This is a genomic window from Brucella pecoris, from assembly GCF_006376675.1.
In the GTDB taxonomy this organism is placed as follows: domain Bacteria; phylum Pseudomonadota; class Alphaproteobacteria; order Rhizobiales; family Rhizobiaceae; genus Brucella; species Brucella pecoris.
The window spans coordinates 13,375-32,485 of record NZ_VEWK01000004.1; the positions used below are offsets into that span (position 1 = coordinate 13,375).

Below are 19,111 nucleotides of genomic sequence, written 5' to 3' on the forward strand. Positions count from 1 at the left end.
CGTTGTTACGCTCTCTGGAGAAATCGCTGCAATGGCAGAAGATGCAGATTGGGTGGAAATACCTCGATTACTTGACGACCAATACCGGTACGGTGCTGAGTGACAGAACCTCCGCAGCCTGGCTTCCCAGCAGCAGTTTGTTCACGCCACGACGGCCGTGCGATGCAATGACGATCAGATCGGCATTCTTGGCATTCGCGGCCTCGACGATGCCCTGCGCCGGAGACTGATTCTCGACATGCACCGCCTCAACGCTGACGCCGATCTCCATTGCCTTGGCTTTTGCCTTCGATAGGATTTCGGTGGCTGCCTTGGTGATAGCCTCCCGATATTCCTGAAATGCCGCCGGGCTCGATGCCCATTCTGCCGCGACAACGATACCGTAGGATGGCAGGAGTTCGGTCACGGAAACGAAGGTAACCCTGGCACCCGTTTCCTTGGCCAACGCCACGCCCTGGTCGACGCCTTTCTCGGCAAGTTCCGATCCGTCGGTTGCGATCAATATGTTCTTATACATTCGTGCTCTCCTGGCTGCCTGATGCCCGATGATGCGCGTCTCCCCGTCGCAACGCATTGACGCGGATCAATCGAGCTTTAACCCAAGCTAATACGCCAACTCCCAATTATGATGGAATTTACTTCCAATTTATTCGATTATAAAGAATAAATTTCTAAACTTGATACGACAAGCGCATATACCCAACTATGCTTTTGCGCAGTTTCCTCTTAAACTTTGCGCGACAAAAGGGAGATCACGCCATGAACAAGCCCCTGAACGAACCGAAAGCCGGTAAAACCGCAGGTCGCGGCCGCATTTATGATTCCATTCTCGACACAATCGGCAACACCCCACTTGTGCGCATCGACAAGTTTGCCAAGGAAAAGGGCGTGGAAGCCAACCTTCTCGCCAAGCTTGAATTCTTCAATCCGCTGGCAAGTGTGAAGGACCGCATCGGCCTGGCACTGATCGAAGCGCTTGAACGCGATGGCAAGGCTGTACCGGGCAAGACGGTCTTCGTCGAACCCACTTCCGGCAATACAGGCATCGCGCTTGCCTTTGCCGCAGCAGCCAAGGGCTATCGCCTCGTCCTCACCATGCCGGAAACCATGTCGGTGGAGCGTCGCAAACTTCTCAAGCTCCTTGGCGCTGAACTGGTTTTGACCGAGGGCGCCAAAGGCATGAAGGGCGCTATCGCAGAAGCGGAAGCCATTGCAGAAGGCAATCCGAACGCGATCATCCCACAACAGTTCGAAAACCCTGCCAACCCCGAAATTCATCGTCTGACAACGGCGGAGGAAATCTGGAACGACACCAATGGCGAAGCCGATATCCTGATCTCCGGCATCGGAACCGGTGGCACAATTACCGGCGTCGGTCAGGTCATCAAGGGACGCAAACCGTCCTTCAAGGTGATCGCGGTGGAGCCGAAGGATTCACCCGTTCTTTCGGGCGGAACACCAGGCCCGCACAAGATTCAGGGCATCGGCGCAGGCTTTGCCCCAAAGACGCTTGATACCGGCATCTATGACGAAGTCGTTCAGGTTTCCAACGACGATGCTTTCGCCAATGCACGCCTGCTCGCCCGCCTCGAAGGCATTCCGGTTGGCATTTCTTCCGGCGCTGCTCTGGCGGCTGCCGTCGAGATCGGCAAACGTCCGGAAAATGCTGGCAAGAACATCGTCATCATCATTCCATCCTTTGCCGAGCGCTATCTTTCGACCGCGCTGTTCGAGGGCCTCGAATAGCCCGTTTCACGAGCGCGGTCTCAAAAGACAAAAGCCAGAGCGGGCAACCGTTCTGGCTTTACTTTAAACGTACCTGCTGTGCGTCAAACGAACGGGAAGGCTTTAAGCGCTCATATCAATGATGCGTACGTGCCGCGCAAGCCGGACCAGGTCCACGCATATAATGACGCTCGGGCCGATAGCTCGGTACGACGAACTCACGGATGACATTAACGCTGTCACGCAACTGAACAAGAATGCTCATCGTCTTAACCTTCGTCAAAAACACGCTATTCGGAATGGATGCTCGTCATGTCCCGTTCAATCGGGACCATGAAACGTTGTTCATTTCCGAACATCTTAATGAAAACTTTAACAATCAAAGATGAATAAGCTCTGAACCTTTATGGTTAAGGGTAAGTTAATGGTAAGGATGTTGAAGCTTTCCACAGGTCGCGAATTGCTGCCACAATTGAAAAAGGCCGGATTGAACCGGCCTTTTCCGTGCGAAAGATTATGTGTCTTACCGCGTCGGAACCGGATGCTCGCCACGATAATCGTAAAAGCCACGGCCCGTCTTGCGTCCCAGCCAGCCTGCCTCGACATATTTGACCAGAAGCGGACATGGGCGATATTTGGAATCCGCCAGCCCGTCATGCAGAACCTGCATGATCGAAAGACAGGTATCGAGACCGATGAAATCGGCGAGCTGTAGCGGCCCCATTGGATGGTTGGCGCCAAGCTTCATGGCCGTATCAATCGCCTCGACGCTGCCGACACCTTCGTAAAGCGTGTAGATAGCCTCATTGATCATCGGCAAAAGGATACGGTTGACGATAAAGGCCGGGAAATCCTCGGCAACGGTTATCGTCTTGCCAAGCGCGGTTACGAAATCGTTCGATTTGCGGAAGGTTTCCTCATCGGTGGCAATGCCGCGCACCAGTTCGACAAGCTTCATCACCGGCACAGGATTCATGAAATGAATGCCGATAAAACGCTCAGGACGATCGGTCGTGGAGGCGAGACGCGTGATCGAGATCGACGACGTGTTGGTCGCGAGGATCGCCTGCGGGTTCAAAGCCGAGCAAAGCTGCGCAAAGATCTTGCGCTTGACGGTTTCGTCTTCGGTTGCCGCTTCGATGGCGAGATCGACGCCAGCCAGATCAGCCATGGAATTTGCCGGACGGATCAGCTTCATCGCTGCGGCGCGCTGATCTTCAAGCAGTTTGCCGGAAGAAACCTGACGCGCCATGTTGCCATTGATGGTGGCAATGCCCTTTTCGAGCCGGTCCGCTGCCGCATCGTGAAGAAGCACATCGAACCCGGCCAGCGCGCATACATGAGCAATACCGCTGCCCATCTGTCCTGCGCCGACCACCCCTACCGTCTTGATTGCCACAGTCATAACTCCTTCATTCAGCCGCTCCGGAACGGAGCCGGGGCGAGTATACCAATTCCGTCCGAGACAGATACAGCTCTCATATTGCGAAAGGCAAAAACAGCGCTTTCATACCGGAGAGCTTCCCATAAATAAAAAGCGGCGGGACCTGCCCGCCGCTTTCTGATCGATCAAAGCGCTTTTTGCAGTTCCGGCAGAACTGTAAAGAGATCACCGACGAGGCCGTAATCGGCGACCTGGAAGATCGGCGCTTCTTCGTCCTTGTTGATTGCCACGATGACGCGGGAGTCCTTCATGCCCGCCAGATGCTGGATCGCGCCGGAGATACCGACGGCGATGTAGAGATCCGGTGCAACCACCTTGCCCGTCTGACCGACCTGCCAGTCGTTCGGCGCATAGCCTGCATCGACCGCCGCACGGCTTGCGCCAACGGCTGCGCCGAGCTTGTCGGCAACAGGCAGGATCACCTCCTGGAATTTTTCGGCAGAACCAAGCGCACGACCGCCCGAGATGATAATCTTGGCAGAGGTCAGTTCCGGACGGTCTGAATCCGAGAGCGCATTGCCCACGAAGCTCGACAACGCCGGATCGGCGGTTGCATTGACGCTTTCAACCGCAGCCGAACCGCCTTCGCCCGTTGCCTGGAACGAAGCCGTGCGTACCGTGATCACCTTCTTGGCATCGGTGGACTGTACCGTCTGGATCGCGTTGCCCGCATAGATCGGGCGCTTGAACGTATCAGCCGACACAACTTCCATGATTTCCGAAAGCTGCATCACATCGAGAAGCGCTGCAACGCGCGGCAGGATGTTCTTGGCCGAGGTCGTCGCCGGCGCAATGATCGTGTCGTAATTGGCTGCCAGTTCCACGATGAGAGCTGCCGTCGGCTCGGCCAGACGGTTTTCCAGCGCATCGCTTTCAGCCAGCAGAACCTTGCGTACGCCCTTAAGCTTGGCGGCGGCATCGGCTGCAGCCTTCGCACCCTTGCCTGCAACCAGGACATCAACATCGCCGCCGATCTGGGCGGCTGCCGTCAGCGCCTTGGCCGTCTGATCCGAAAGGGTTGCATTGTCGTGTTCGGCAATAAGAAGAATAGCCATTTATCTCGTCCCTTCCGATTTCTTTAAAGTACGCCGTCGGCCTTGAGCTTCTCGACCAGTTCGGAAACGGAGCCGACCTTCACACCAGCCTTGCGGCCGCCCGGTTCTTCCGTCTTCAGGACCTTGAGACGTGCCGTTATATCAGCGCCGAAATCGGCAGGTGATTTTTCATCGAGCGGCTTCTTCTTGGCTTTCATGATGTTCGGCAGCGACGCATAACGCGGCTGGTTCAAACGAAGATCGACGGTAACGATTGCCGGAAGCTTCACGTCGATGGTCTGGAGACCGCCGTCAACTTCACGCGTTACCTTGGCCGAACCGTCGCCCAGTTCCACCTTCGAGGCAAAAGTTGCCTGACTCCAGTTAAGGAGCGCCGACAGCATCTGGCCAGTCTGGTTCGAATCATCGTCGATGGCCTGCTTGCCGAGGAAGACGAGGTCCGGCTTTTCCGCATCGACCACGCCCTTCAGCACCTTGGCGACGCCGAGCGGTTCAACCGCTTCATCAACCTTGACCAGAATGGCACGATCAGCGCCCATGGCGAGCGCCGTGCGCAGCGTTTCCTGTGCCTGAGCCGGGCCAACTGAAACCGCAACGATTTCCGTCACCTTGCCCGCTTCCTTCAGTCGGATCGCTTCTTCAACTGCGATCTCGTCGAACGGATTCATCGACATCTTGACGTTCGCAAGCTCAACGCCCGATCCGTCTCCCTTTACACGGATCTTTACGTTGTAATCGACAACCCGTTTCACTGCGACAAGGACTTTCATCCGCGATTACCTCTTCAATAACTCTTGCAGCAGGACTATGCCGCCGTGAACTCCCACCTGCATGTCAAAATCCGACATGAAAGCGGCACCGGCGCAACTTGGGTTATGGCGCAAATGCGCTGCCTATCCGCCGGGAACCGGCACGAAACCTAAAGACGGTTGACGTGCACGTCAATCAGGGTTGGGCCGCTATATCGATTAAAATCAATTTATCTTGACAAGAGGTCATTCCGAAACTGCGCAACCCGGCGCCTCCTGTTTTCATGTCGTTTACAAGCCACATGCCATGCTTTAGGTAACGCCCCGTAATCCGGTCGCAGCCTACCCGGTCAAAACAAGGAACCCTGACTTATGAAAACGCTCGTCGTCTGCTCCGGCGGACTCGATTCCGTTTCGCTTGCTTACAGAATAGCATCCGAATACCAACTCGCCGCGCTTCTCTCCTTCGACTATGGCCAGCGCCACAAGAAGGAACTGGACTCGGCCAAAGCCTGCGCCGAAAGGCTGGGCGTCCGCCATCAGATCATCGATATCACCAACATCGGCGCAAGCCTTACCGGTTCAGCACTCACCGACGATGTCGACGTGCCGGACGGACATTACGCCGAAGAAACGATGAAGATCACCGTCGTTCCGAACCGCAATGCGATCATGCTGGCGATTGCATTCGGCGTAGCGGCCGCGCAAACGGCAGACGCCGTAGCACTTGCCGTCCACGGCGGCGATCACTTCATCTATCCGGATTGCCGCCCCGGCTTTATCGATGCTTTCCAGATCATGCAGAACCATGCGCTGGACGGTTATGCGGACATAAAGCTGCTTGCGCCTTATGTGCACGCGTCGAAAGCCGACATCGTTATCGACGGTGCAAGATACGGTACGCCCTTTGCGGCGACATGGTCGTGCTACAAGGGCGGCGAATATCACTGCGGACGCTGCGGCACCTGCGTCGAACGGCGCGAAGCTTTCCATCATGCCGGTATCGAAGACCCGACGCTCTATGAGGACGCGGATTTCTGGCGCGATGCCGTTGCGCGGAGGAACACCTGATGTTTCGCATCACCAAAGAGTTTCACTTTTCTGCATCGCATCAACTAACCGGGCTGCCGGAAGATCATCAATGTGCCCGCCTGCACGGCCACAACTATGTTGTGGAAGTAGAGCTTTCCGCTCGCGATCTCGACCAACACGGTTTTGTCCGTGACTATCATGAGCTGGCGCCGTTCAAGCGCTACATCGATGATTGTTTTGACCATCGCCATCTCAACGATGTTCTGGGCCACAACCAGAGCACTGCTGAAACGCTTGCCCGGCATTTTTTCGAATGGTGTCAAACGCGATGGCCGGAAATTTCCGCCGTGCGGGTCAGCGAAACGCCCAAGACGTGGGCCGAGTACAGACCGTGACATCGGAACAGAAACCGCCGCGAGACATCCGTATCGCAGAGATTTTCGGTCCGACGATACAGGGCGAAGGTGTGCTCATCGGTGAGCCGACGGTTTTCGTGCGAACCGGCGGCTGCGATTATCGCTGTGCCTGGTGCGACAGTCTCCATGCCGTCGAAAGCCGCTTCCGCCATGAATGGAAAGCGATGAGCGTGGAGGCGATTTGGGATGAAGTGACGGCACTTTCCCGAAACAAGCCGCTAATGGTGTCACTTTCTGGCGGCAACCCGGCCATCCAGCCGCTCGGACCGTTGATTGAACGCGGCAAGGCCGAGGGCTATCGCTTTGCACTGGAAACCCAAGGTTCCGTTGCGCAAGACTGGTTTTCCGCAATCGACACGCTGGTCCTTAGCCCCAAGCCTCCCTCAAGTGCCATGAACACAGATTTCGATGCGCTCGCCGCATGTGTCGAGACTGTGGGTAAGGCGCCGCGAACGGTGCTGAAATTCGTCATCTTCGACGATGCCGATTATGCCTTCGCGAAAGAGGTGGCCCGTCAATACCCTCGCCTACCGGTCTATCTTCAGCCCGGTAATCACACACCGCCGCCGCCTGAAGCACATGATGCCGCAATCGATATCGACGGGATTATGCGGCGGATGGAATGGCTGGTGGAAAAGGTGATCGGGGACGGCTGGTACGGAGCGCACGTCCTGCCCCAGCTTCACGTGCTGATCTGGGGCAACAGACGCGGTGTCTGATTATCTGTTTTGGCCGGGCACCCAGAGTACGTCCTGCGCGCCATTATCGTTGACGGTTCGCGATGCCACGAACAGGAAATCGGAAAGGCGGTTGATATATTGCAGAGCCTCCGCCGACACGACCTCCCCTTCGACGCGGGCAAGCGCAACCATCAGTCGCTCGGCTCGGCGTGAGACAGTGCGAGCGAGGTGCAATGCAGCCGATGCTGCCGAACCACCGGGGAGAATGAACGAGCGCAGCGGTTGCAAATCGGCATTGAGGAGATCGATATCGGCCTCCACGCGCGCGACCTGCGATGCGACAATGCGCAACGGTTCATAGGCAAGCGGCTGGCCATCATCCGGCGTCGAAAGGTCCGCGCCAAGATCGAAAAGATCATTCTGGATACGGCCCAGCATGGCATCGATCTGCGCATGTGGATTATCTTCGCCGCCGGTGTGAAGACGCACCATGCCGATGCAGGCATTGGTTTCATCCACGGTACCATAGGCTTCGACACGCAGGTCCGACTTCAACCGACGTGGCCCGCTGGCAAGGCCGGTCGTTCCATTGTCGCCTGTGCGGGTATAGATCTTGTTGAGTTTAACCATATTTACTGGCCGGTTTTCTGGCGGGCAAAATAGATAGCCCCAACGATCAGAACAATGGCAATGAATTGCAGGAGAACACGCAACTGCATCATTTTGTTTGAAAAATTGCCGTCACCGCCGCGCATCATGTTGCGCAGACCGATGATCAGAACGACAGCCACAGCAAACATGGCCACCATTGCCGCGCCCTTGAACAGAACGTCCATTTTATTTCCTTCCCATGCGCACTGTTCCTGACCTCATGACTGGTCGGACAGCATCCGGTAGAGCCAGCGTGCAGGCATCAGGCGCCGCGCCAATGACCCAAGTTTTGCCGGTCTTGTCACCACATAATGCGGACGGGGACGCGGCGCCTCCAATGCATGAAGCAGTACAGCATAGACGGCTTCCGGTCCAAGCTTGTTCTTGGATTTTGTCCCGCCGCTTGTCAGTTTTGCCATCTGGCGCTGATAGAGCTCGCGATGCACCGAGGCTTCCATATCGATATTGGCTCTAGCATGGCTGGCAGCATTATAAGTAAACCGCGAAGCGATCGGGCCAGGTTCGATCAGCGACACGTCGATACCGGAGCCTTCCAGTTCCATGCGCTGGGCGAGCATCAGTCCTTCGAGCGCAAATTTTGACGCCACATAGGCGCCGCGCCATTTCATCGGCACGAGACCGAGGATCGATGAGCAATGGACGATCCGCCCATGTCCTTGCTGACGCATGACCGGAACCACACGCCGGGTGAGATCATGCCAGCCGAAAAAATTGGCTTCGAACTGCTGGCGCAAGGCTTCGACCGGCAAGTCCTCAATCGCTCCAGGCTGAGCATAGGCACCGTTGTTGAACAGAGCGTCGAGGGTCCCACCGGTCTGGCGCAGAACCTCATCGGCAAGGACCGCGATCGACTGCGACTCCGTGTAGTCAAGATAATGGGCTTCTATTCCCTTTGCCTTCAGTGTCGCAATATCCTCATCCTTGCGGGCGGTCGCAAAGACGCGCCAGCCACGTTTGTGAAGCGCCTCGGCACAATAGGCGCCGATACCGGAGGAGCAGCCGGTGATGATTATACTGCGCTGTCGGTTCTGACCGGTTTTTGCCAGAGTCATATGTCTGTTTCCCGCTGCCATTTCGCCAAGCTTGCTTGATTCGGGCTCGGTTTAAAACGGCCCATGCTCTTGCAATCCGCAGACCGATACTAGATTTAAGGCCTTGAAACACAGGCTGAACACGTACCGAACATCGAAAGTGCTTTAGGGGACAAATCTACGGATGCGAAAAATCAAACGTTTTCTCCGTCAGATCACCTACGACGTCATCGGTCATTTCAGTTCGGACGATGGTTGGGCTTTCGCCAGTCATATTGCGCTTTCCGGCCTGATGGCACTGTTTCCATTTCTCATCTTCGCCACGACGCTTGCGAGTTTTCTCGGCACCAAGGAATTCGCCGAAACGGCGGTCCACGTCATTTTCGATATGTGGCCATCGAACATTGCAGCCCCCATCGCCAATGAAGTGACCAATGTTCTGACCGTGCAGCGCAGCGGACTTTTGACGTTGAGCGTGATCGCCGCCGCCTATTTCGCCTCCAACGGCGTGGAGGCGCTACGCATTGCGCTCAACCGCGCCTATCGCGTCACCGACCAGCGCTCGATCATTTTCTGCCGCCTTCAGAGCCTCGGCTTCGTTCTGGTCGGCACACTCAGCCTGATGGCGATCAGCTTCCTGCTGGTACTGGCGCCGCTTGCCGTGCGCATCGCCGAACAATGGTTTCCCGACATCGCGCCGTTCACCGGTACCATTGCCTTTTGGCGCTATAGCGTGGCTGTGGCCGTTCTGGTGCTGGCACTGTTCACGGTGCATATCTGGCTTCCAGCCGGGCGGCGCAGCCTCGGTGACATCCTGCCCGGCATATTGATCACGCTTCTCGCGTGGCTCGCCGCCGCGATGGCCTTTGCCAAATATCTGGAAACCTTTGCTACTTATGTGACGACCTATGCAGGTCTTGCCTCGATCATGGTTGCGATCGTCTTTCTCTACATGCTGTCGGCCATTTTCATCATCGGTGCAGAAATCAACGCAGCGATCATGAATTTCCGTAAACGCGAGCAGCAGCCAGATTTGCTCGTCGAATAATCAGCGCTTGATCGTGGTCAAGGCCACGCCAAGCGTGGTGATAACCATGCCGGAAATCTGGATCGGACCGAGCGTCTCGCCGAAAATCAGATAGGCCATGATCGCCGCAGTTCCCGGCACGAGATAGAACAGCGACGCGACTTTCGACATGGCGCCCTCACGAATCATCACCAGCAGAGCCAGAATGGCCCCAATGGAAATGGCGAGCGTCAGCCAGACCAGCGCGAAAATGAGCTGCGGCGACCAGATCATCACCCGGGTTTCGAACACAAAGGCGCAAAGAGCGGTCAACATAGCGGCGGCGATATATTGAACTGCCGTGCCCGTTTTCAGATCGCCGGTCGTTCCGAAACGTTTCTGCCAAACCGTGCCTGTACTGATGGCCAGAACTGCAAAGAACGCCGCTGCAAGGCTTTTCGGATCAACGCCGCTACCAGCCGAAAACTTCGGCCACACAACCATCGCAACACCGAGAAAGCCGATGAGCAATCCTGCCCACTGGCGTCCGCTTGCTCGCTCACCGAGAAGCATGGCGGCGATGAGCGTGGTGAGCATGGGTTGCAGGCCCGCGACAAGGCCTGACATGCCGGCTGGCAGGCCGTGATGAACGGCCCAAAACAGAGCGGAGAGATAGGCGCCATGAATCAGACACCCGGCGATTGCCGCATGAACCAGTACCGGCCCCTTTGGCCACACCGCCCTGCTTGCCAGCGCCCAGAGTGTCATGATGACCGCCGCGATGGAAAAACGCACCGCCATGAAGGTGAATGGTTCCGCATAAGGCATGGCAAGCCCTGCCCCGATGAAACCGGTGGCCCAAAGCAGGACAAACATGATGGGGAAGAAACGGGCAGCCATGGCGGAACTCTCACTTTCGCGGCTCGCCTTATACCGGTTCGCGACGAACGCCTATCTCATAAAACTGATCGCAGCGTTGAATTTGCCAAACAGGCGTCCGCATTTTATGAAGCAGCATGAACAGCGAACCCGAAACAATCCGCATTCTCGTCGATGCCGACGCCTGCCCGGTAAAAGCCGAAATCTATCGCGTGGCGGAACGACATAACCTGCCTGTCGTGCTGGTGGCCAATAGTTTCATTGCCATCCCGCGCGATGCAGAACGCGTGGAGCGCGTTGTCGTATCGGATAAGCTCGATGCTGCCGATGACTGGATTGCCGATAATTCGCGACCGGGTGCAATCGTGATTACCGCCGATATTCCCCTGGCCAGCCGTTCGCTCGAAAAAGGTGCCTCGGTCATCGCACCGAATGGTCGTGTCCACACCCAAAGCACTATCGGCAATACGCTGGCGACACGTAACCTGATGGATTCGTTGCGCTCTGCAGGCGAAGTTACTCGTGGTCCCGCACCCTTTTCACCGAAGGACCGCTCAGCGTTTCTCTCCGCGCTTGAACTTGCCATCGTCCGGCTGAAACGCGCCGGGTTCGTCTCAGGCTGACCGCATTGAGGCGGTGACAACACCTGCGCCGATCAGCAATGTCCCGCCAGCTCGATTGAAAATACGCAACGCCTGTTCGCTTGAGAAGAAGCGGCGTGCGCGGGTCGCCAGAAGCGCATAGGCAAAGGCGTTGAGGAAAGCGAGTACAAGGAAGGTGCTTTCGAAAACCAGCATCTGGGTCAGAAAATCGCGATGCGGGCTAAGGAACTGCGGCAAAAACGCCACGAAGAAGGTAATGCTCTTTGGATTGAGCGCGGTTACCAGCCAGGCATGAACCAGCATTCTTACAGGGTGCACCTTGTCATGCCGCGCCTTGGCATGAAGTGTCCCGCCAGCGCGAAACAATTTTATGCCGAGCCAGACCAGATAGGCCGCTCCGGCCCATTTGACAGCGGTGAACACGGTTGCTGACGCTGCCAGCAGTGCACCCACACCGAGCATGGAAAGCGTCATCGCCGTGAAGTCGCCAAGTGCGACACCGACCGCCATCGGGAAAGCCGCCTTCCACCCTTGTCCCAGGGCATATGAGACGACGAGCAGGACGGTCGGTCCCGGAATGACCAGGAGCACGATGGACGCGGCGGAAAATGCAAGCCAGACCTCAAGGCTCATGGGTAACTCCCTCTCTTGAAGGGGAAGCAAGCCACTGATTCTCGATTTTGTCGAGCGTTAAAGATTCTGTGCCGATTCGATGAGTTTCACGGCTTCCGGGCTATCCCACGGCGCCGGACCGTTCATGGCTGCAATCTGGCAGCCTTCCTTGTCGACGAGCAGCGTCACCGGAAGGCCGAACGCCAGATTCTTGCGCTTCAATTCATTGAAACTCGACATGGAAGCGTCCCGGTGCAGCGTCAGATTCTTGATGCCGATTTCGTTCAGGAATCCCTTGGGCTTGTCATCCGAGCCGGTATCGATGTTGATCGCGACAACCTCGAAATCGGCCCCGCCCTTCTCCGCCTCTAGCTTGTCGAGGGCTGGCATTTCCTCGCGGCATGGCGCGCACCATGTGGCCCAGAGGTTGACCAGCAGCGTCTTGCCCTTGAAATCGCCGAGCGTCATCTGCTTGCCGTCCGGGCCTGTAAAAGCGATATGCGAGACGGAAATCGGCTTTTCGGCGGCGCGCATCGCGGCCACGCCACCGGTCGCAGCCGCGTCGAGGGCCTTTAGAGATTCCGCCTTGAGGGCACATTGGGCTGACGATTCGTCATTTTCGACCGAAACATTCTGGGCTACCACATTGCCAGAGGGGCGCTCCATCACGTATACCGCCCCGATACCGGCAATGACACCGGCAAGGGCTGCAAGAAGGACGATCTTGCGATTTCCCGATTTCGCCTTTTCGCTGTCTTCTGCCATGTCGCGTCACTTCTTTCCATTATCCGGCCAAATCGTCACTCGGGGCATATGAGCATGAGCGAACAAAAATCAAGCAATCAGATGTGGGGCGGCCGTTTTGCCTCAGGACCCGATGCGATCATGGAAGAGATCAATGCATCGATCGGCTTTGACCGCAAGCTCTATGCGCAGGATATTCAGGGCTCGCTCGCCCATGCAGCCATGCTCGCAAAGACGGGCATCATTGCGGCAGAAGATCATGAGAAGATTGAGAACGGTCTGAAAGACATCCTCAAGGAGATCGAGGACGGCAAATTCACCTTCTCCCGCAAGCTCGAAGACATTCACATGAACATCGAGGCGAGGCTGGCCGATCTGATCGGACCGTCCGCCGGACGCCTGCACACGGCCCGTTCACGCAACGACCAGGTGGCCGTCGATTTCCGTCTCTGGGTCAAGCAGGAAATGGAAAAGACCGCGATTGCCCTGAAAAATCTGATCGAAGCCTTTCTGGAACGCGCCGAAGAACATGCCGCGACCGTGATGCCGGGCTTTACGCATCTGCAGACCGCGCAGCCTGTCACCTTCGGTCATCACTGCATGGCCTATGTGGAAATGTTCGGCCGCGATCTGTCCCGCGTACGCGATGCGATCGAACGCATGGACGAATCGCCTTTGGGTGCTGCAGCCCTTGCCGGCACCGGCTTCCCAATCGATCGCCACATGACGGCAAAGACGCTTGGTTTCCGCGAACCGACCCGCAATTCGCTCGACAGCGTTTCAGACCGTGATTATGCGCTGGAATTCCTGTCGCTCGCAGCCATCTGCGCCGGTCATCTCTCGCGCCTCGCTGAAGAAATCGTCATCTGGTCGACGCCGCAGTTCAACTTCGTGCGCCTTTCCGATGCCTTCTCCACCGGCTCGTCGATCATGCCGCAGAAGAAGAATCCGGATGCCGCCGAGCTGGTCCGTGCCAAGACGGGCCGCATCAACGGTTCGCTGGTCGCCCTTCTGACCATTATGAAGGGTCTGCCGCTCGCCTATTCCAAGGACATGCAGGAAGACAAGGAACAGGTCTTCGACGCCGCCGAAAATCTGGAACTCGCCATCGCAGCCATGGCTGGCATGGTGCGCGACCTGACGATCAATGTCACATCGATGAAGAAGGCCGCCGGTTCCGGCTATTCCACAGCGACCGATCTCGCCGATTGGCTGGTGCGCGAACTGGGACTGCCATTCCGTGAAGCCCATCACGTCACCGGTCGGGCCGTCGCTCTGGCAGAAAGCCGCAAGGTCGATCTGGCAAAGCTTTCACTTGAGGAACTGCAATCGATACATCCGGGCATCACGGATGCGATATTCGGCTATCTGACGGTCGAGAAATCAGTGAAGAGCCGTCAGTCCTTCGGTGGCACAGCCCCGCAGGAAGTGCGCCGCCAGATCCGTTACTGGAAAAAGCGGATCGCAAAAGCCTGATGGCCAATCAACATGATGTCATGTGGAATCATCTTTCCAACTGATGATTCCACTTTTGGTCGTTATGAGTTAGACCTATCACAAGATTATATATTTCGGGAACCAAAGCTGATGACAGGCCGCTCCGCCATTTCTTCTGTGCTTCTGATCGCCGCGCTTAGCGCCACGCTCGCTGCTTGCGGTCGCAAGGGCCCGTTGGAGCCGCCGCCATCCGCCGTCGTGACGGACGAACAGGGCCACACCAAGCCGAAACCGAAGGAAGACAAGCCGATCATCCTCGACAAGCTGTTGTAAGTTTCTGCTGCAGGGCCTTCCCGTGAACCATTTCGAATATCGCAACGGCGTTCTTCACGCCGAAAATGTCAGCCTGCCTGAAATCGCTCAGGCCGTCGGCACACCTTTCTACGTTTATTCCCGCGCAACCATCGAGCGTCATTTCCGCGTGTTCAGCGAAGCCTTTGCCGGCATGGAAACACTCATCACCTATGCGCTGAAGGCCAACTCCAACCTCGCAGTGCTGAAAACGCTGGCTAAGCTTGGCGCCGGCGCCGACACCGTTTCGGAAGGCGAGATTCGCCGGGCGCTTGCTGCGGGTATCCCGGCAAAAAAAATCGTCTTTTCGGGCGTCGGCAAGACACCGCACGAAATGGATTTTGCGCTGGAAGCAGGCATCTACTGCTTCAATGTTGAATCCGAGCCGGAACTGGAAATTCTTTCCGCTCGTGCCGTCAAGGCGGGCAAGGTCGCATCCGTGTCACTGCGCATCAATCCCGATGTGGACGCCAAGACGCATGCCAAGATTTCGACCGGCAAATCCGAAAACAAGTTTGGCATTCCACGCGTCAAGGCGCGCGAGGCTTATGCCCGCGCGGCAAGCCTGCCTGGTCTCGACGTGGTCGGTATCGATATGCATATCGGTAGCCAGATCATCGACCTCGAGCCATTCGACAATGCCTTTGCCCTGATGGCGCAACTGGTCAAGGAACTGCAGGCCGACGGCCACAACATCCGCCACGTCGATGTTGGTGGCGGGCTTGGCATTCCTTACCGCACCGACAACACGCCGCCGCCGCTACCCGTCGCCTACGCGGAAATCGTCGCCAAGCACATCAAGCCGCTCGGCTTAAAGACCGTGTTCGAGCCGGGCCGCCTGATCGTCGGCAATGCCGGACTTCTGGTAACGGAAGTGATCTTCGTCAAGGAAGGCGACGCCAAGAACTTCGTCATCGTGGATGCGGCGATGAACGACTTGATTCGCCCCACACTTTACGATGCGTTCCACGACATCAAGCCAGTAGTCGCGCCAAGGGATGATGCGCCGCGCATCCGCGCCGATTTTGTCGGCCCGGTCTGTGAAACCGGCGATTATCTCGGGCTCGACCGGGAAGTGGCAAAACCTGCTTCGGGCGACCTTATCGCCGTCTGCACAACGGGCGCGTATGGTGCGGTGCTGTCCAGTACCTACAACAGCCGTCTGCTCATTCCCGAAGTACTGGTCGACGGCGACCGTTATCATGTCGTGCGCCCGCGCCTTACCTACGAAGAACTGCTCGCGCTCGATTCCGTGCCGGAGTGGTTATAATTCTCGTGGTCCATAATTCTCGTGGCCCATAATTCTCATGGCAAAGCCTCGTCTTTGCCATGATGCATGTTATCCTGTCAGCCGAACCGAAATCGGCTGACGCGAAAGACGAGTCCCTATGACTGCCCCAAAGGCGGCCCCACAGGCAGATAGCAGCAACAACAGGAACAACCTGCCGCGTCATGCGCGGGATGCTTTTCTACGGCTGTTTTCAGGTGAAGGCGCTGGCCTGCGCCGTTTGCGTCTGCGCGCCTTTTTCTCGATCAGTTTCGAGCGGTTCTGGCCGCTCGTTCTGCCGCTGATCCTTCTCATCAGCCTGTTTGCCAGCCTGAGCTGGTTCGGCCTTTTCGGCATGATGCCGCGATGGCTGCATATCGCCGTTCTGGCGCTCTTCACCCTTGCAGGTCTTATTGCGCTTTACCTGCCGTTCCGGTTTCGACCGCCGACGGAAAGTGACATCACGAACCGTATTGAGGCAATCAACGGTCTGGTTCACGAGCCGCTCGCAGTGCAGACAGGCCATCTGGCGACCGGTGAACATGATCCCTTCGCCGTCGCCTTGTGGCAGGAACACCAGCGCCGCATGGCAGACCAGCTCAGGAACCTGCAATCCGGTTTGCCTCATACACGCGTCCCCGAGCATGACCCCCTTGGCATTCGTGCAGTGGTCGCCCTGCTCTTCGTGACCGCCTTTGCCTATAGTCTCAGCCCCAACAGCGGTCGTATTGCCGATGCCTTTCATATCCATCCGGGCGACGGCAGCGCTGTTGCCCGCATCGATGCCTGGGTAACGCCGCCGCGCTATACCGGTCGCGCTCCGGTTTTCCTGACCACCACGAATGACAGTGAACAGGCCGCAATCAATGTTCCGCAAGGCAGCATTCTCTCGGTCCGTGTGATCGGTGGCGGTTCTGAACGCCTGACTGCGACCAATGCGAAGGGCGAGCGCCGCGACGTGCAGCCGGTAAGCGCAAAGGAAGACCAAAAGGAGCCTGCAGAGCAGGCCGTTGTCGATGGAAGCCGCAATTTCCGTTACGATTTGCAGCAGGACGAGACATTGGCGCTTTCGGGGGCGCTTTCCGGCACCGATGCTCGCTGGAAATTTGCAGTCACGCCAGACAATCCGCCGACGATCCGCTTCACAAAGGAACCGGGGCATGCGCTGAACGGCACATTGCAGCTTTCCTATCAAATCGATGACGACTATGCGCCGGTGAAGGCCGAAGGTCAGATCGTTTCGCTCAACAATGATGAGGACGAGGAAGCCGCACCGCTTTACGATGCACCGGAACTGCCACTTGCATTGCCGCGCCGCGGCGTGAAGGATGCCACGACATCGAAGGACCTGACCGAACACCCATGGGCAGGCGAGAAAGTTGCGCTTACGCTCGTCGTCACGGATGCGGCAGGACAAACGGGGCGCAGCGAAACCAAGATCATCACCTTGCCCGAGCGCCCTTTCAGCAATCCGCTTGCCCGCGCCGTCGCTGAACAACGCCGTATTCTGGCGCTCGATGCCACGCAGCGCGATCATGTTCTCGACATGCTGTCGGCAATCATGCTGCGTCCCGAAGAAACGATCAAGAACGCGGGCCATTATCTGGGACTGGTCACGATCCGTACACGTCTTCGGGTCGCCAACAGCGATGACGCCCTGCGCGATGCGGTCGACTATATGTGGCAGGTTGCACTTGGTATCGAGGACGGAAACCTGTCCGCAGCCGAAAAGCGCCTGCGGCAGGCACAGGAAGCGCTGAAAAACGCTCTTCAGAACGGCGCCTCACAAGAGGAAATCGAAAAGCTGTCGGCTGAACTGCGCAAGGCGATGCAGGATTTTCTGCGGGAGTTCGCCCAACGCCAGCAGCAAAATCCGAATGCACGTCGCGCCGCGCCAGATCCTAATGCGCGGATGCTGACGGAAAAAGACCTCCAGCGCATGATGGACCAGATTGAAAATCTGGCGCGCCAGGGCTCGCGCGATCAGGCACAAGAATTGCTGTCGCAATTGCAGAACCTAATGAACAATCTGCAGATGGGACAGGCGCAGCCGGGACAGCAAGGCCAGGGACAAGGCCAACAGGGCCAGATGCAGCAGCAGATGAACAAGCTTGGCGAGCTGATGCAACGACAGCAGCAAACGATGAATGAGACCTTCGATCTCGATCAGAAAATGCAGCGCCAGTTCGGCGGCAATGAAGGTGAAGGCGAATTCGGCGATAACATGTTCCCCGGCGATGACGGCTCCATGGGCGGCGGGCAGCCGGGCGGGGAAGCCGAAAACGGCCAAAGCGGAAACGGTCAGGACGGTAAAGGTGACATTCCGCCCGATATGGCCGAAGCCATGCGCAAGCTGCAGCAGAAACAGAAGGATCTCCAGTCCGATCTGCAAAAGCTGATGGACGATCTGAAAGGCATGGGCATCGAACCCGGCAAGGATTTTTCGGACGCCGGAAAATCAATGGGCGACGCCACGGATGCGCTCGGCCGCAGCGAGGGCGCGGAAGCGAGCGACCAGCAGGGCAATGCGCTCGATGCGTTGCGGCGCGGCGGACGCGACATGATGCAGAAAATGCAGCAGGCCATGGGCCAGCAAGGCCAGGGTCAGAATGGCGCTAATGGCAGTCGCGGAAAGGACCCGCTTGGGCGCCAGCAGGGCACCGGGGACAGCGGCCTCAACGATGATGTCAAGATTCCCGGTGAAATCGATATTCAGCGCGCGCGTGAAATTCTCGATGAAATCCGCCGCAAGCTTGGCAATGCACTGACGCCGCAGATGGAAAAGGAATATCTGCAGCGCCTGTTGAAGTTCGATTGAGCCGATAGGCCGCTACCGAGCAGCCTTATTCCATCACACGACCGACAAAGGGCAACTGGCGGAAGGCGTGCCCCACATCCATGCCATAACCGACAACAAAATAGTCCGGGCATTCGAAGGCTACGAAATCAGCATCGAGATCGACTTTGCGACGCACGCTCTTGTCGAGAAGAACAGCAATGCTGACGCTCCGCGCCCCGCGTTCCAGCATGAGTTCGCGAACGAACTTCAGCGTCTTGCCGGATTCCAGAATATCGTCGATCAGCAGCACATCACGGTCGCGCACGTCGCTATCTATATCGCGCAACAGGCGAACTTCCGTACTGGTCGTGCCCTTGCCGTAGCTCGACACGGTGATGAATTCGACATCGGGCTCTACGCCTGCATCATGCATCGCACGAATAAGATCGGCCGCAAAAATGAAGGAACCTTTCAGGATCGAAATCGTCAGCAGATTGTGGAACTTGCGTTCAGCAATAGCCTTGGCGAGATCGAGATTGCGACTGGCAATCTCGTCCGGGCTAAAGAGAACTTCGATTGTCTTGCCACCGACTTCGGGCATCTGCTGCTTCTCCTGATCGTTCGCTTTCG

General features: G+C 57.2%; 22 protein-coding genes. 10 read left to right on the forward strand and 12 right to left on the reverse strand.

Translation table 11 applies throughout. From position 1 onward, the window contains the following. Positions 1-67: 67 nt before the first annotated feature. Positions 68-517 (reverse strand): universal stress protein, encoded by a 450-nt coding sequence (locus FIB18_RS08980; protein WP_140020387.1) that lies wholly within the window; start codon positions 515-517, stop codon positions 68-70. A gap of 242 nt (positions 518-759) precedes the next feature. Here FIB18_RS08980 and cysK point away from each other — a divergent pair, with 242 nt between their 5' ends. Then, a complete protein-coding gene (cysK, locus tag FIB18_RS08985; protein ID WP_140020388.1) occupies positions 760-1,746 on the forward strand; it encodes a cysteine synthase A in 987 nt (328 codons plus the stop codon). 115 nt (positions 1,747-1,861) lie between these two features. Here cysK and FIB18_RS25350 read toward each other — a convergent pair whose 3' ends face one another. From FIB18_RS25350 to FIB18_RS09000, 4 genes are all read right to left on the reverse strand, one after another. Continuing rightward, positions 1,862-1,990, reverse strand: coding sequence for a hypothetical protein (locus tag FIB18_RS25350; RefSeq protein ID WP_268898993.1), 129 nt, complete (start codon positions 1,988-1,990; stop codon positions 1,862-1,864). A 258-nt stretch (positions 1,991-2,248) separates the two neighbouring features. Next, on the reverse strand, positions 2,249-3,124 hold the full coding sequence (locus tag FIB18_RS08990; protein ID WP_174977406.1) for a 3-hydroxybutyryl-CoA dehydrogenase: 876 nt from the start codon (positions 3,122-3,124) through the stop codon (positions 2,249-2,251). 170 nt (positions 3,125-3,294) lie between these two features. Continuing rightward, entirely contained in the window at positions 3,295-4,224 is a 930-nt protein-coding gene (locus FIB18_RS08995) for an electron transfer flavoprotein subunit alpha/FixB family protein (RefSeq protein WP_140020389.1), read from the reverse strand. 23 nt (positions 4,225-4,247) lie between these two features. After that, a complete protein-coding gene (locus FIB18_RS09000; RefSeq protein ID WP_140020390.1) occupies positions 4,248-4,994 on the reverse strand; it encodes an electron transfer flavoprotein subunit beta/FixA family protein in 747 nt (248 codons plus the stop codon). Between the two features lie 351 nt (positions 4,995-5,345). Between FIB18_RS09000 and queC the strand changes: the two genes are divergently transcribed. Genes queC through queE form a run of 3 tightly spaced genes read left to right on the forward strand, consistent with a single transcriptional unit; the run spans position 5,346 to position 7,140 of the window. Continuing rightward, complete coding sequence (queC, locus tag FIB18_RS09005; protein WP_140020391.1) at positions 5,346-6,044, forward strand: 7-cyano-7-deazaguanine synthase QueC; 699 nt, start codon at positions 5,346-5,348, stop codon at positions 6,042-6,044. Continuing rightward, entirely contained in the window at positions 6,044-6,400 is a 357-nt protein-coding gene (gene queD / locus FIB18_RS09010; RefSeq protein WP_140020392.1) for a 6-carboxytetrahydropterin synthase QueD, read from the forward strand. Before queC ends, queD begins: the two co-directional genes overlap by 1 nt. Continuing rightward, entirely contained in the window at positions 6,319-7,140 is an 822-nt protein-coding gene (gene queE, locus FIB18_RS09015) for a 7-carboxy-7-deazaguanine synthase QueE (protein WP_210296079.1), read from the forward strand. The genes queD and queE overlap by 82 nt, the downstream gene beginning before the upstream one ends. Here queE and FIB18_RS09020 read toward each other — a convergent pair whose 3' ends face one another. The 3 genes from FIB18_RS09020 to FIB18_RS09030 are packed head-to-tail and all read right to left on the reverse strand — an operon-like array spanning position 7,141 to position 8,825. Further along, positions 7,141-7,731, reverse strand: coding sequence for a cob(I)yrinic acid a,c-diamide adenosyltransferase (locus tag FIB18_RS09020; protein WP_140020394.1), 591 nt, complete (start codon positions 7,729-7,731; stop codon positions 7,141-7,143). 2 nt (positions 7,732-7,733) lie between these two features. Beyond that, positions 7,734-7,937, reverse strand: a complete 204-nt coding sequence (locus FIB18_RS09025; protein WP_140020395.1) for a twin transmembrane helix small protein — start codon at positions 7,935-7,937, stop codon at positions 7,734-7,736. A gap of 33 nt (positions 7,938-7,970) precedes the next feature. Then, positions 7,971-8,825 carry an SDR family oxidoreductase gene (locus FIB18_RS09030; protein ID WP_140020396.1) on the reverse strand — a complete coding sequence of 285 codons (855 nt, stop codon included), beginning with the start codon at positions 8,823-8,825 and terminating at the stop codon, positions 7,971-7,973. Positions 8,826-8,988: 163 nt separating this feature from the next. Here FIB18_RS09030 and FIB18_RS09035 point away from each other — a divergent pair, with 163 nt between their 5' ends. Then, entirely contained in the window at positions 8,989-9,852 is an 864-nt protein-coding gene (locus tag FIB18_RS09035; RefSeq protein WP_140020397.1) for a YihY/virulence factor BrkB family protein, read from the forward strand. Here the strand turns inward: FIB18_RS09035 and FIB18_RS09040 are convergent, their stop codons facing one another. Beyond that, positions 9,853-10,710: a DMT family transporter gene (locus FIB18_RS09040; RefSeq protein WP_140020398.1), complete on the reverse strand. Its 858-nt coding sequence runs from the start codon at positions 10,708-10,710 to the stop codon at positions 9,853-9,855. It lies immediately after the preceding gene. A 116-nt stretch (positions 10,711-10,826) separates the two neighbouring features. Here FIB18_RS09040 and FIB18_RS09045 point away from each other — a divergent pair, with 116 nt between their 5' ends. Then, the gene (locus FIB18_RS09045; RefSeq protein WP_140020399.1) at positions 10,827-11,312 is read left to right on the forward strand and encodes a YaiI/YqxD family protein; all 486 of its coding nucleotides are present in this window, start codon (positions 10,827-10,829) and stop codon (positions 11,310-11,312) included. Here the strand turns inward: FIB18_RS09045 and FIB18_RS09050 are convergent. Together FIB18_RS09050 and tlpA are read right to left on the reverse strand one after the other, a co-directional pair. Then, entirely contained in the window at positions 11,304-11,924 is a 621-nt protein-coding gene (locus FIB18_RS09050) for a LysE family translocator (protein WP_140020400.1), read from the reverse strand. The two genes, FIB18_RS09045 and FIB18_RS09050, sit on opposite strands and share 9 nt — an antisense overlap. A 57-nt stretch (positions 11,925-11,981) precedes the next feature. After that, the gene (gene tlpA, locus FIB18_RS09055) at positions 11,982-12,668 is read right to left on the reverse strand and encodes a thiol:disulfide interchange protein TlpA (RefSeq protein ID WP_140020401.1); all 687 of its coding nucleotides are present in this window, start codon (positions 12,666-12,668) and stop codon (positions 11,982-11,984) included. A gap of 54 nt (positions 12,669-12,722) precedes the next feature. Here tlpA and argH point away from each other — a divergent pair, with 54 nt between their 5' ends. The 4 genes from argH (at position 12,723) to FIB18_RS09075 (ending at position 18,520) form a co-directional block, all read left to right on the forward strand. Beyond that, the gene (gene argH, locus FIB18_RS09060) at positions 12,723-14,123 is read left to right on the forward strand and encodes an argininosuccinate lyase (protein WP_140020402.1); all 1,401 of its coding nucleotides are present in this window, start codon (positions 12,723-12,725) and stop codon (positions 14,121-14,123) included. A 111-nt stretch (positions 14,124-14,234) separates the two neighbouring features. Continuing rightward, a complete protein-coding gene (gene lptM, locus FIB18_RS09065; protein WP_021587436.1) occupies positions 14,235-14,417 on the forward strand; it encodes an LPS translocon maturation chaperone LptM in 183 nt (60 codons plus the stop codon). Between the two features lie 22 nt (positions 14,418-14,439). Continuing rightward, positions 14,440-15,705 carry a diaminopimelate decarboxylase gene (gene lysA / locus FIB18_RS09070; protein ID WP_140020403.1) on the forward strand — a complete coding sequence of 422 codons (1,266 nt, stop codon included), beginning with the start codon at positions 14,440-14,442 and terminating at the stop codon, positions 15,703-15,705. Positions 15,706-15,823: 118 nt separating this feature from the next. Then, on the forward strand, positions 15,824-18,520 hold the full coding sequence (locus FIB18_RS09075; protein ID WP_140020404.1) for a TIGR02302 family protein: 2,697 nt from the start codon (positions 15,824-15,826) through the stop codon (positions 18,518-18,520). 25 nt (positions 18,521-18,545) lie between these two features. Here FIB18_RS09075 and hpt read toward each other — a convergent pair whose 3' ends face one another. Further along, positions 18,546-19,082, reverse strand: coding sequence for a hypoxanthine phosphoribosyltransferase (gene hpt / locus FIB18_RS09080; protein ID WP_140020405.1), 537 nt, complete (start codon positions 19,080-19,082; stop codon positions 18,546-18,548). Positions 19,083-19,111: the final 29 nt, after the last annotated feature.